The following is a 12,065-nucleotide window of genomic DNA, read 5'->3' on the forward strand; positions in this document are numbered from 1 at the left end:
GATGTATCAATCATTGACCCATCAATCATTGAGGAGTCAACTAAATTTCAAAAGGAGGGAACCGATGAATGAGGGCTTAACTGAAAAGTGTATTTTGCAAAGGATGCAGTCTTTGAATACCCGGATCAGCAGCGCTTTTTCCGGCTGTACCGGCCTTAGTGCCTCCCGCTTCCGTTTGCTGCAAGAACTTCTTGCTACCGAGGAAGTAAGCCAGAGCGCCCTGCAGAAATCCCTTGGCATTGACGGTGCCGCGGTGACCCGCCATTTAAAGCAGCTAGAGTTACTCCAATTTGTCAACCGGCGTACCTGCCCGGACGATAACCGCATTACTCTCGTAAGTCTCAATGAGAATGGCCGGCAGCATGTTAATCATTTTTTGCAGGCTAATTCAGAAGTAGTGGAAGGACTGTTTGCCGGCTTCAATCCCGAAGAACGCCAGGCTTTGGCAGACATGCTGGAACGGATGCACCATAATGCCCAGAACCTCTAATCCCTCGAAGGAGCTGTCTAATATGAGCAGTATACAAAAAGTTCAAGATTTCATGGAAGTGGTTAAAAGCCGCCGGTCGGTCAAGCTTTATGATTCCTCCGTTACCATCAGCCGGGAGGAAATGTCGCAAATGCTGGAAGAAGCTTCGCTGGCCCCCTCCTCCGTCAACTTGCAGCCTTGGCGTTTTGTCGTGATCGAAAGTCCTGAAGCCAAAGCCAAGCTACTTCCGCTGGCCAGCTCCAACAGCAAGCAGGTGGAGACATCTTCCGCGGTAGTGGCTGTATTCGGTGACCTGAATTTCCCCGAGTATATGGACGAAATCTTCAGCGACACGGTTGCATCTGGCTACATGCCACAAGAGGTGAAGGAGCAGTTCATGGCTGCCTACTTGCCCCTCCTGCAAAGCTTGTCGTTGGAACAAAAACGCGATACCGTATTAATTGACGCCGGTCTGGTGTCCATGCAGTTCATGCTGGTTGCGCGTGCGCACGGCTACGACACCAATCCCATAGGCGGATACGATAAAAACCAGATTGCCGGTGCCTTCGGACTGGATGCACAGCGTTATGTGCCGGTTATGTTAATCTCCATTGGCAAAGCCGCGGCCGCCGGCCACCCTTCCACCCGCCTGGCGGTTGACCGCACGACAGTATGGCACTAAGCTGTACACAGCATCGGCATAGCCGGAAGCTTGTGTACAGCGCGCAAGCAAAAAGCTCTTGGGATGATCCCAAGAGCTTCTTGCTTGTATACCGGCGGAGTCCTCTTTATTGCATCCCCTGCATAATAGCATTGATAATGCCTTGCTGGGTGACGGTGTTGTTATAACGGTTGAACAGGGCGAAGCCATGCTGGCCGTTATAGCCATTGTCCCAATAGACCGGTACGGCCTTGTACTTCTTGGCGGTTGCGGTTACGGCTTTGGCATAGGCGGCACGGTAGTTATTATTGCTTGAATCGTAGGATGATTTGTCAATCGAACCGAATTCACCGATCACTACAGGGTAACCTTGAGTCGTGAATTTATTGTACATGGATTGGAGCTGCGAGTTCAGGTAATCCTCCTGTCCCCAGGTGGATTTTTTGGCAGGGTTCGTCGCTGACGCTCCCCACTGCGTGATATTCCCCGATTCCTCACCGGCAAAATCCCAAGGGGAATAGTAGTGGGCGGAGATCATGATTCTTTTTTCCGAGCCGGGTATGGTGGATGATCTGTAATTGTCAGTTGGGAGCACGAACCCGTAATTGCCCGCCGTGTAGTCGATATTTGTGTTCCACCCCGGAATCAACAGCCATCTGGCGTTATTGTTGCCGCCTGTCTGTCTGACCGTATCCACAAAGATCTGATTGTAAGCATTCAGGTTGGCGTAGTACGCCGGATTCGGATTGTTGTAGCTGCCGTCGAACACCTCGTTCATCGACTCCAAAATCAGCCGCTCGCTATAATTAGCGAACTTATTCGCGATCTGTTGCCACACCTTCTGATACTTCTGCTTAATGGCTGTCTGGTTGCCGCTATTCACCAGAAGCCAGCTGCCCTGAACAGAATTGAAGCCGTCCCCGTGAATATTAATGACGACATACAGGCCTTCATTATAGGCGTAATCCACGACTGCTTTCACACGATCCAGCCACGCTGAGTTGATCGTATAGCCGGGGGCGCTCCCGATATAATTCAGGTAGGAGACCGGGATGCGGATGGTTTTGAAGCCTGCTGCTTTGACCTTTTGGATCAGCTGCGGCGTAATGGCCGGGTTATTCCAGGCGGTCTCGCTGGGAATCCCGTTCACCGAAGCTTCGAGCGAGTTGCCCAGGTTCCATCCGGCCCCCATCTCGCTGACAATCTGTGAAGCCTGCAGCGATCTGAAGTCTGAAGTCAGCGCAGCTGACGTTTCTTCCGCAGAGGCGCGGGAACCCGTGCTGCCGAGCAAGGTGGAAGCCAGTAATACTAGAGCTACGCTGTATACTCCGTACTTTTTGATTTTGGCTAACATATTAGAACCTCCGTTCTTATAGTAATTGCGTCACACGAAAACGGTTACAAGCTTATTTATGGACGACGAAATTGCTTGGATTGCATTCTTATTATCAGGCAAGACACAAGCATCGCTATAGATATTCCGAACATCAAAATATATCCATTATAAAACAGAGTATTGGTTAATCCAGCCGAAACGAAACCCGGAGAATGGGTCAACATCTACGTTTGCGCGCAGTTAAAGTTAAGGCTCAATCCCCCACACCAACTGTCCGTTCACATAACCCGTAACCTGCTCATGATCGGCGAACTGGGTGCTGGTGGCATTGAAGGAATAGTCGTTGGCCTGATTGTAGCCCGACCAGTTGATCTTAGCGAAGCGGGTCTGGATCTCGGCGCTCTGGCCGGGGTTCAGGGTGCCCGCAGCACTGGTGAAGCCAATCTCCAGAGCATAATCCGCACCGGCGGCCGGGGTGTCCAGCTTCACGAAGGTCCCGGTGACGTTCGCATTTCCGATGCTGGACCAGTCGGTCCAGAAGCTCTGCTGTTGCTCGCCGTCGATTGTATAGTAATAGCGGAGCTTCACATCGCTGAGCTGGACCGGTGCATTCCCGGTGTTGATTACTTTGAACTTGGGTGCGATTCCATTGGTTGAAGCACCGGTGCTGCCGTTGTAGGCCTGAATGGTCAAGTCACCTGAAGGCAGCGGAACGCTGCTATCCTCTACGTTCACAGTAAGCACAACCTCTGCTCCGCCGCTAAAATGAAAAGTGACCGCATGCTGGCCGAGCGGCAGCGTGGCAAGATAAGCCTTTCTCAGAACAACCGCAGTGTCTGTGGCCGTATAGTCCTGACCGGAGATAAGGGTGTAATTGCCGCTCTTCAGGCTTGTCAGCTGATGCCCCTGTAAGGTAAGCGCTACGGAAATATCCTGTGCAAGATTCGCCGCCCGGTCAAACACCGCATGGTCTGGTGAGATGGCAGCACCTGGCGTTGTATCGATGACTTTTACTTTTAACACGGGATCTTGGCCCTGATTGAAATCCAGGACGATCGAATGCTCGCCAACCGGCAGCGTTGCCAGGAACGCCTTAGTGAGCAGCAGTGTGTTCCCGCTTAAGGTATAGTCCTCGTTCTCAGTCAACACGGTAGTGCCGGAACGAAGGGCCGTTAACGTGTTGCCGTTCAGATTCATAGTGACGGTCTGGTCGGCCTGATGCGCCTGAGCTTTGTCAAATTCCACCATGGATGGCGTAATAGACGCACTCGGATGAGGGTTATTCCCCTTCAGATCAGGCAGCTCGTCTAGCGTAATGACATAATCACTCTGATACAGAGTGGTCAGCGTAGCCGGGAAATTGAACGCCGTGCTCATCAGATGCTCTCCGTACCATGGCAGGAAGTAGAGCCAGCCCGCCTTTTCATCGGTCAGATTCTGCACGCTGGGAACGGTGTCGTTCTCGGTCATGGCTACCATCTTCTTGCCTCCAGTCAGATCCACCAGCTGATAAAAAGTCGAGCTAATCGCGTCCTCATTCGGCACGCCGGACAGTCCGTCATAACGGTTGTAAATGGTATTGTATTTATCGTAGCCGACAATATCCACCTGATCATCCCCTGGATACCAGGCCGGAGAAGTGCTGTACACATAGCTGTTATAGGTCCAGATCAGGTTGTGCAGGCCGTAGGTCTCTGTAAGCTCGGTATAGAGCTGATCCCAGAGCTGCTTGTACACCTCCGCACCTGCTGAAGCCCACCAGAACCACGCGCCTTCCCCATTCAGCCCGCCGTTGCCTTCTGCCTCATGGTAAGGACGGAAGATCACGGGCACATTGTTGTCCTGCAGAATCTGCAGCTGCTCCGCCAAGTCCTTGATCGCCAGCTTCAAGTATTTGTACTCCTTGGTCCCTGGAATCACAGCATTAGCGGTATTGAAATTGGTCTCGGTTGGTTTGTAGGTCGCCTGCTTCCAATCCACAAATTCCCCTAGCTGATAGGAGGTGAAGTCACGGGGAACCGTAAGATGCCAGCTATTGGTCGCAATCCCGCCCTTGGTATTCACCCAGTCGATCATGCGGGTGGTAGTGCCATCCTCCCAGCCATACAGCGGATTATAGTTCATAAGGTCGAACCCGCGGACTGCCGGATATTTCCCGGTCAGATTGTGAATCCAGTCGAACTCCAGCTCGGAGTTGCCGTCATTCCCTCCGCCGTAAATCTCCTGCTGGCCCGATAGCATATGCTTCCCGTATACCTCCGTCAAATAATTCATCAGGAGCTGGGTTTCGAGCGTGGCCTGAGCATCAGAGAGAACCGGCTGTACAATCAGGGGGTCCAGGTTCGCATGATCCACCGTTAAGGCGTCGAAATAAGCGAATCCCCAGCCTGCTTTTACCTGAATAGTATTGCTGCCTTGATTCAGCTTGTGATAGCCGAAGTTGAACTCCTTCCACGTAGTGGTGTAGGGCAGCATATACGAACCCTTCGCAGCACCGTTAACGATTAATGCCTGCTGTCTGCCATCCGGGCTCAGCTCCTGCATATAACGGGTCGAGATCGTATACATCCCGGTTGCCGGGACAGTTACAGTGTAGGTTAGCGTACCGGAGTTCTGCATCCAGACAAAACCGCTTCCCGAATATCCGGGCTTCGGCGTTCCGTAAATCTGGGTCGTCACTTGCAGATCCGGGGTGAGCTGGGCATTCTCGCTTTCGATGGTGATCAGTGCAGGGTCAGCGCGGGCCGCAGGCGGTGCAGTAAGCCCTCCAAGCAGCAGCGTACACGCTAGTAGCATTGTTCCTGTTCTTTTGAGCCATTTCTTCATTTTCTTCTTTCCTCCCCATGAACAAAATGGTAAAACCTTGGTTAAACTATCAGATCATGGTTGCGCTTTCATAGCAAAGATAGCATGTATTCCATAATTTGTAAATACAAATTAGCAAGTATGCCCAGTGGTATGAATTGCAGAGTGGAAGGAATGTTCTGTTTATTGCGCACGGAGGGAATCTAGTGGAAAAAGTACAACTATTCGAGCACTAACGGGGTGCTTGAAAGGGGTATAATTCGGCAGGAACAAGTGCCTTTTTTCGAAGCTAGGTTTCCTTGTTGATTGGCTTCTGTGCCCCTATCCTGCAGGCCCCTGCGATTTCGCAGGAGCTTGTCCGCATTAAGAGCCTCTTATGCTATTCACGGAGCAAAAACCTCCGGGTTGTCGCTCGTCCAAGCACCGATGCAGCCGATCAGGCAGGCTGTGCAGCTTTTCAGCTACCGCCCGCTCAGGCTGTCCTCATACTCTAAGACGATATTGATGCCCTGCCCCCGCCAAGCGAGAATCCGGCCGGAGAAGCCGGGCCACTCACATTCCTCATCCATCGCGGGCTGGCCGTATGCCGACATCGCTTGTACCGGAGAGGAGCTCATTGCAAGGCTCCCGGGAAGCAGCCCGGGATAAGGAGTCTTGACCCGGTCATCCGCTCCGGGTGCGAGGAATTGAACAGCACCGATAATCCATTCTTGCGGGTCTGGATGCCGGAGTCCGGTCAGATTCTCCAGCTTGGGTCCGCGGTACAGATCCATGCGTAGTGATGATTTCGCTGTCCAGACGATTTCGTCGTTGAAATAGCTTTTTGGTGTGGGCAGTCTCCGGACACCGTAAGGCTTCAGCAGGGCCTGAATACGCTTGGGATCATACGGCTGGCCCAGCATTTCCACCAGTTGCTCGGAGGGTTGCTTCGTGGTCATGTGTTTCCTCTCCTCTTCACTTGTTCTTCTGTAATCCGCTCTTATTATAGCAAAAGCGCACTCCCAGATGAAGCTCAAGGAAGCGCGCTCACTTGCAGGTGCCATCCTAACGAAAGCTTAGTTGGCGTTGCTGAATTTCAGGCCCTCCTTGCCCAGTTCAAAGCCATACGCCTTGGCCAAAGCCTGAAGCTCACTGTCTTCCAGCAGCTTAATCTCCTTAACAGCGTTGTCCTTGTCTCTGATGACCCGGAAATCAGCCGAGCCGTTCCCGTCATAGTAGAATTTGTTGAACTTGCCTTCATGCTGAAGGTCAGGGTCCATGAACAGGCGGATATGCTTGCTGTTGTACAGGAAGCGGTCCTGGGCCTTGTCATACGTTAAGCCGTAGGCTACATAATCCTTCAATGCATCGTAATTGAAATCGGTGAGAGCTCCGCTTCCATCCGACGATGCTGCGGCCACATCCGGCCCGCTGCTGTCACCAGTCTCCATTGCGCTCATTTGCGCAGCGCCGCTGTCTGGTTGCACTCCGCTCACGGCCCCGCTGGACTGCTCTGCGAACGCAGATACCGCTCCGGCCACCAGAATGACTGATATGGCTGCTGTCAATACCGTCATTTTCTGAAGTTTCATGATCGACACGATCCTTTCCTTGGCCGCATTTGTACTGAAGCCTATATACAGGGGCATGAACCCCCTCTGTTGCTCCGCCACCTCCAAGAGACATAACGCATAATCCGCCTTGTGCTCTGCACCCAGCTTACGGATGACTCTGGCATCACAGACCATCTCCAGCTCCCGGTTTAGATAGAAAACCATCAGCCAGACCAGCGGATTGAACCAGTGCAGGCATAGAGCCACGGACGCAGCTAGCTTCCATACTGTATCGAAATACCGGATATGCATATATTCATGGGTGAGAATATAATCCATAGCCTGTGCGTTCCCGGTATTCAGGTTCGCAGGCAGGATAATCTTCGGACGCCAGGTTCCGCACGTAACCGGTGTATCCATCCGGTCAAATGTCAGGATGGTAAGCTTACGCCGCAAGGGATGCCGGGCACGCCAGGCCTCAATTACAGGCTCCTGTCTCTGCAGAGGCAGTGCTGTCCGCAGCTCTCTCTTGCTTCTGTAGAAGATCACCGCAAGGATCATAAGCAGCAGTGCAGCGCCGCCAAGCCATATGACACCCAGCTGCTCCGGCTTTAGGAACGGCTGCTCCGGCTCCCCGCCCGCAAAGGCCGTGAATGCTATATCCCGGGCGAACATCCCTGTGTGCAGGGCTGAGCGTTCCGGCAACTGCACTACGGCTGCTGTGTGCGTGCTAACCTGATCAATCGCAGCAGCAACCTCTGCCTGAGGTGACAGCAGCGGAAGAATCGGCACAGAACCCGGAATTAGCAGTCTGGCGATGACAATGCCCCACAGGACCAGAAAGAGCTGTCTGGGTAATTTGTGCAGGGTCACAGAGCGCAGCGCGATCACTAGAACGATCAGCACGCTTGCTGAGATACTTATCTGTAAGATATCCATCATCCCTCGCCTCAGCGCAAGCTTTCCACGATTTGCCTGAGCTTGTCGATATCGGCTTTGCTGAGGTTCTTCTCATTAAGAAATGCAGAGAAGAACATCTCCGCCGAACCGCCATACATTTTGTTAATCAGCTCTTTGGTCTCATACGTCTGCACCTGCTCTTTGGCAATCAGGGCTGTGCAGACAAAGCCGGGGTCTGTCCGCTCTATAGCATCCTTGGCAATCAGCTTCTTAATCACTGTATAGGTCGTATTCCTGTTCCAGCCTGTCTCCTGATTCAGAATTGCGGCCAGATCCCCTGCGGGCAGCTTGCCTTCCCTCCATAGAATCTCCATGACCTTAAGCTCGGAATCATACAGCTTAATCTCCATGCACCAGCCTCCCTTCGTTTGACTACTGTAGTAGTCATACTCCAATACTACTCCAGTAGTCATCTGATGTTAATTATATCCTTTTACTCCTTATTTATTCCATGTCATTAAGCATACAAATAGCTCTGGGCCGTATACATCTGATAATATTTCCCGCGCCGGTTCATCAATTCTGTGTGCGAGCCCGCTTCACAGATCTCCCCCTGGTCGAATACATAGATGATATCGCAGAGCCGGGTCACTCCGAGCCGGTGCGAGATCATGATTGTCGTCTTGTTCTCACACAGCGCGGAGAATTCTTCATAGATCTGCGTCTCCACCTTGGGGTCCAGGCTGGCTGTCGGCTCGTCCATAATCAGAATCTCGCTGTCCGCCCGGCCGAGCGCTCTGGCAATCGCCAGCCGCTGCCACTGTCCGCCCGACAGCTCTGTATCATTGTTCTCCAGCTGGCCTAGCTGGGTATCCAGGCCTTGCGGCAGCTGATCGATGAAGTCCTCCATATGGAAGATCCGCAGCGACTCCTTCTGGAACTCTTGTCCGAAATTTCCCGCCCGGATATTATCCGCGACCGAGAACTGGTATTTAATGAAATTCTGAAATACACAGACCGTCTTCCTTCTGAACGAATCAATGACATCCGCTAACGGGTCTCCACCGATCAGCACCTCCCCTGAAGTCGGCTTGTACAGGCCGAGCAGCACATGAATGAAGGTCGTTTTACCGCTGCCGTTCTCGCCCACTAAGGCAATTTTCTCGCCTTTGTTGATCGTTAATTCAATATTCTTAAGTGTAAGGCTCCCGCTGCCCGGGTATTTGAAATCCACATGCTTGAACTGAAGGGTGGAAGCATCCGCAAGCGTCTTATGCCCGCCGCCGGCATTCTCGGGGAGATCCAGGAAATTCTGCATATCTTCCATATACAGTGTGTAATTGTTCATGGAACTGATTTTATTCACCATACTGCTCAGTGCGCCCGTTATGGCCTGCATCGCTGTGATCACCAGCATAACATCGCCTATACTCATTCTATTCTCTAAGACGCCTAAGCAGGTGATGAGCAGACAGATTCCCAGCGCAATATTCCGCAAGAGATCAACGAGCGCTCCGCCCAGCGTATAATGCAGCAGCAGCCCGAACTTCTCTCTCCATACCTCGCTGCGGATCTCTTCCGTGCGGTCATTGAAATAATCAATTAATCCGAACATGCGGATCTCCTTGGCATATCTTCGGCTTGTCAGCACATCGTACATATAGTTCAACCGGCGCAGCGGCTTGCTCTGTTCAACCGCCTGGAAGTAGCTCCGCTTGCCCTGTGCATTCATCAGCAGCAAATACGGTATGGTGGCAAGCACCGCAATAACGGGAAAATACAGATTGATCTTCAACAGCAGCACGATAAAGGAGAACATGGAGAACATAGGAAGTACGACAGACAAGGAGTTGTTGACGTAGGCCAGAATCCCCTTGTTCACTTTGGACTGGACCCGCTCCAACAGATCATAGACAGCCGGATTCTCCAGCTCTTCCATATCAATAACAGACAGCTTCTTGTTCACCTGTCTGATGAATTCACGGTTAATGTTATATTTCAGACGATTGTTAACATGCGCCGTAATATGCTCTATCCCTTCCAGGACAATCTTCAGCACGGTATATCCGGCGACAAGGATTAACAGTTGTGTGTTACGGCGGAGGCAGACTGGACGAAGGCGAGGCCATCGATCAGGAGCTTGTAGAGCCAGGCTCCCAGCGGGGCCAGCAGTGCACTGAGCGCCATGAGCACCAGTGACAGGTACAAATCTTTGGTGCAGAACAGCTTGACGATCATCTTGAGGTTGCGGACATGAACCAGTATTTTCGTAGTCATATGACCTGATCTCCCGTATCATACCATTTGGCCTGACCCCTGAAGAAGCTGCAATATTCACCCTGTTGCTGCATCAGCTCGGCATGGGTGCCCGTTTCCACGATCTCCCCCTGCTTCATAAATATGATCCGGTCGGCGAGCTTGGCAATTCCGATCCGGTGCGAGATGAGCACAACACTTTTGCCGCGAAAATATTTGCCGATATTGCGGAACTGCTGAATCTCCGACAACGCATCCAGGGAAGCAGACGGTTCATCGAAGATAATAAAATCAGCCTCGGGCATGAACGCCCGGATGATCGCCACTTTCTGCCACTGGCCTTCCGACATCTCAATTCCGTCCGCATCGAACTTTTTGCCCAGAATCGTGTCCAGTCCCTTGGGGTATTGCTGAATGACCTGGTGAATCTGGCCTTTAACCGTTGCTTCTTTGATTCTATCGTTGTCGTTGATACTCGCTACATCGCCAAGGCCAACATTATCCCGGACCGAGAATTCGAATTTGGCATAATCCTGAAAAGCTGCGGTAGCTGTATCACAGTAACTGTGAACACTTCCTTCCGTCGGCTTCAGCAGGCCCGCCATAATTTTAGCCAGGGTGCTCTTGCCGCTGCCGTTCTCACCGACCAGGACTATGCTCTCGCCTTTGCCGATTTGCAGATTAATATGTTGTAATACTGCGGGAGCGCCGCCGTATGAGAATGATACATTGTGCAGCTCCATCGCCAGCCTGGCTCTGGATAAGGCCGGCGAACAGCTGCTGCAGGATTACAAAGCCATGCAGGGAGAATACACCTATCACCTGTTGATTCTGGATGTCGAAATGACCGGAATCAGCGGAATTGAGACCGCTCAGGCTATCCGGTCCCTGCCCGACCGCGATGTGCAAATTATTTTCCTGAGCAGCTATCCTGAATACATTATGGACAGCTTTGACGTTCAGACCTTCCAATACCTGCTCAAGCCGGTCCCTTATGAATTATTCCAAGACAAAATACTTAAGCTGTGCAGCTATATTCATTCCAGCCAGAACCGCTTCTTCACCATTAAGGTAGGGGACGATCAGGTGGTGCTGCGGCGGCCCGATATTATTGCCATTGTCAAAATCAAGCATTCGCTCGCTCAAAATAAGCTGAAGCTCATCACTGTCTCCCAGGAATACCTCATTAATGGCACCTTGCAGAGCTATGCGGACAAGCTGGGCAATCCGTTCCTGCTGATTCACCGTTCCATTATTGTCAATCTGGAGCATGTCCGCAGATTCAATACGAACTCTGTGGTCATGTCAAGTGACGAAGAATATCCTATTGGACGCTCCCAGTCGAAGGCCTTCAAGGATGTCTATGCGGGGTATGTGCTGGAAGAAATTCAAGGGAGAGGATAACAATGGTCTTATGGTTCAGGAGGAGGAATGAGGCCGCGCGGCTGGCTGAGGTGAATAGCCGTCTGCACAGACAGCTCGAAGCCCAGGAGCTCAGCTATCAGGATACCTTACATTCCTTCATGGACATCAAGCGAATCATTCATGATATGAATAAGCAATTGGTATACATACGCACCTGTATTGAAGCAGGCCATGCGGCAAAAGGCGCAGATCATATTAACGGAATTCTGCACCAGATCGAGGCTTCCTGCAACACCATCACTACCGGCAACCTGGCGGTGGATGCCTTGGTCAGCCATGCGCTTCACCACGCCTCTTGCCTGGATATTGCCATGCAGCATAAGGTACAGCTCACCGGTGCACCTGTTAACATTGAACGCTATGATCTGTGTATATTACTTGGCAACCTTCTGGATAATGCCATAGATGCTGCGAGACAGGTCCGGCCGGCTGAGAACAGATCCATTCAGCTTCATATCCATGCGAACAACAATGCCCTCGTTATCTATATCGGCAACTCCATGGCCGCCCCCGCCAGCACAGCAGCGCCATGCCGCCGGGCCCATCCGGAGCTGCACGGAATCGGCTTAAGTACTATTCAGCAGGTTACGGGCAAATACGGCGGGCATCTGAGAACGACGGTCAAGCCCGGGAAGTACGAAACGGTTGTTGTTCTGCCTTATGCGAAGACCGGAAGCTAAA

12 protein-coding genes are annotated in these 12,065 nt (G+C 51.9%); 4 read left to right on the plus strand and 8 right to left on the minus strand.

The window, feature by feature from the left end; genetic code table 11:
* Nucleotides 1-64: 64 nt before the first annotated feature.
* Both NYE24_RS07075 and NYE24_RS07080 read left to right on the plus strand, forming a co-directional pair.
* Nucleotides 65-490: a MarR family transcriptional regulator gene (locus NYE24_RS07075; RefSeq protein WP_342478356.1), complete on the plus strand. Its 426-nt coding sequence runs from the start codon at nt 65-67 to the stop codon at nt 488-490.
* A complete protein-coding gene (locus tag NYE24_RS07080; protein WP_156949745.1) occupies nt 474-1,151 on the plus strand; it encodes a nitroreductase family protein in 678 nt (225 codons plus the stop codon). The genes NYE24_RS07075 and NYE24_RS07080 overlap by 17 nt, the downstream gene beginning before the upstream one ends.
* Before the next feature lie 106 nt (nt 1,152-1,257).
* Here NYE24_RS07080 and NYE24_RS07085 read toward each other — a convergent pair whose 3' ends face one another.
* From NYE24_RS07085 to NYE24_RS07120, 8 genes are all read right to left on the minus strand, one after another.
* Nucleotides 1,258-2,484: a glycoside hydrolase family 5 protein gene (locus tag NYE24_RS07085; protein WP_342478357.1), complete on the minus strand. Its 1,227-nt coding sequence runs from the start codon at nt 2,482-2,484 to the stop codon at nt 1,258-1,260.
* Between the two features lie 228 nt (nt 2,485-2,712).
* Nucleotides 2,713-5,292, minus strand: a complete 2,580-nt coding sequence (locus NYE24_RS07090; protein WP_342478358.1) for a glycosyl hydrolase — start codon at nt 5,290-5,292, stop codon at nt 2,713-2,715.
* A 440-nt stretch (nt 5,293-5,732) separates the two neighbouring features.
* Complete coding sequence (locus tag NYE24_RS07095; RefSeq protein ID WP_342478359.1) at nt 5,733-6,209, minus strand: hypothetical protein; 477 nt, start codon at nt 6,207-6,209, stop codon at nt 5,733-5,735.
* 117 nt (nt 6,210-6,326) lie between these two features.
* Nucleotides 6,327-7,745, minus strand: a complete 1,419-nt coding sequence (locus tag NYE24_RS07100; protein ID WP_342478360.1) for a M56 family metallopeptidase — start codon at nt 7,743-7,745, stop codon at nt 6,327-6,329.
* Nucleotides 7,746-7,753: 8 nt separating this feature from the next.
* Nucleotides 7,754-8,113 (minus strand): BlaI/MecI/CopY family transcriptional regulator, encoded by a 360-nt coding sequence (locus tag NYE24_RS07105; protein WP_036701083.1) that lies wholly within the window; start codon nt 8,111-8,113, stop codon nt 7,754-7,756.
* A gap of 107 nt (nt 8,114-8,220) precedes the next feature.
* On the minus strand, nt 8,221-9,762 hold the full coding sequence (locus NYE24_RS07110; RefSeq protein ID WP_036701081.1) for an ABC transporter ATP-binding protein: 1,542 nt from the start codon (nt 9,760-9,762) through the stop codon (nt 8,221-8,223).
* A 20-nt stretch (nt 9,763-9,782) separates the two neighbouring features.
* A complete protein-coding gene (locus NYE24_RS07115) occupies nt 9,783-9,980 on the minus strand; it encodes a hypothetical protein (protein WP_036701080.1) in 198 nt (65 codons plus the stop codon).
* Nucleotides 9,977-10,702, minus strand: coding sequence for an ATP-binding cassette domain-containing protein (locus NYE24_RS07120; protein WP_342478361.1), 726 nt, complete (start codon nt 10,700-10,702; stop codon nt 9,977-9,979). Before NYE24_RS07120 ends, NYE24_RS07115 begins: the two co-directional genes overlap by 4 nt.
* Here NYE24_RS07120 and NYE24_RS07125 point away from each other — a divergent pair.
* Together NYE24_RS07125 and NYE24_RS07130 are read left to right on the plus strand one after the other, a co-directional pair.
* Nucleotides 10,689-11,363 carry a LytTR family DNA-binding domain-containing protein gene (locus NYE24_RS07125; RefSeq protein WP_342478362.1) on the plus strand — a complete coding sequence of 225 codons (675 nt, stop codon included), beginning with the start codon at nt 10,689-10,691 and terminating at the stop codon, nt 11,361-11,363. The genes NYE24_RS07120 and NYE24_RS07125 overlap by 14 nt on opposite strands.
* A 2-nt stretch (nt 11,364-11,365) precedes the next feature.
* Entirely contained in the window at nt 11,366-12,064 is a 699-nt protein-coding gene (locus NYE24_RS07130) for an ATP-binding protein (protein ID WP_342478363.1), read from the plus strand.
* Nucleotide 12,065: the final 1 nt, after the last annotated feature.

Origin of the sequence: Paenibacillus sp. FSL H7-0350, from assembly GCF_038593195.1 — a bacterium.
Lineage (GTDB): Bacteria > Bacillota > Bacilli > Paenibacillales > Paenibacillaceae > Paenibacillus_AQ.

What these genes read in the sequence shown, in the direction of transcription:
- NYE24_RS07075 (WP_342478356.1), top strand. Translation starts at nt 65, where the DNA reads ATGAATGAGGGCTTAACTGAAAAGTGTATTTTGCAAAGGATGCAGTCT.
- NYE24_RS07080 (WP_156949745.1), top strand. Translation starts at nt 474, where the DNA reads ATGCCCAGAACCTCTAATCCCTCGAAGGAGCTGTCTAATATGAGCAGT.
- NYE24_RS07085 (WP_342478357.1), bottom strand. Translation starts at nt 2,484, where the DNA reads ATGTTAGCCAAAATCAAAAAGTACGGAGTATACAGCGTAGCTCTAGTA.
- NYE24_RS07090 (WP_342478358.1), bottom strand. Translation starts at nt 5,292, where the DNA reads ATGAAGAAATGGCTCAAAAGAACAGGAACAATGCTACTAGCGTGTACG.
- NYE24_RS07095 (WP_342478359.1), bottom strand. Translation starts at nt 6,209, where the DNA reads ATGACCACGAAGCAACCCTCCGAGCAACTGGTGGAAATGCTGGGCCAG.
- NYE24_RS07100 (WP_342478360.1), bottom strand. Translation starts at nt 7,745, where the DNA reads ATGATGGATATCTTACAGATAAGTATCTCAGCAAGCGTGCTGATCGTT.
- NYE24_RS07105 (WP_036701083.1), bottom strand. Translation starts at nt 8,113, where the DNA reads ATGGAGATTAAGCTGTATGATTCCGAGCTTAAGGTCATGGAGATTCTA.
- NYE24_RS07115 (WP_036701080.1), bottom strand. Translation starts at nt 9,980, where the DNA reads ATGACTACGAAAATACTGGTTCATGTCCGCAACCTCAAGATGATCGTC.
- NYE24_RS07120 (WP_342478361.1), bottom strand. Translation starts at nt 10,702, where the DNA reads ATGGAGCTGCACAATGTATCATTCTCATACGGCGGCGCTCCCGCAGTA.
- NYE24_RS07130 (WP_342478363.1), top strand. Translation starts at nt 11,366, where the DNA reads ATGGTCTTATGGTTCAGGAGGAGGAATGAGGCCGCGCGGCTGGCTGAG.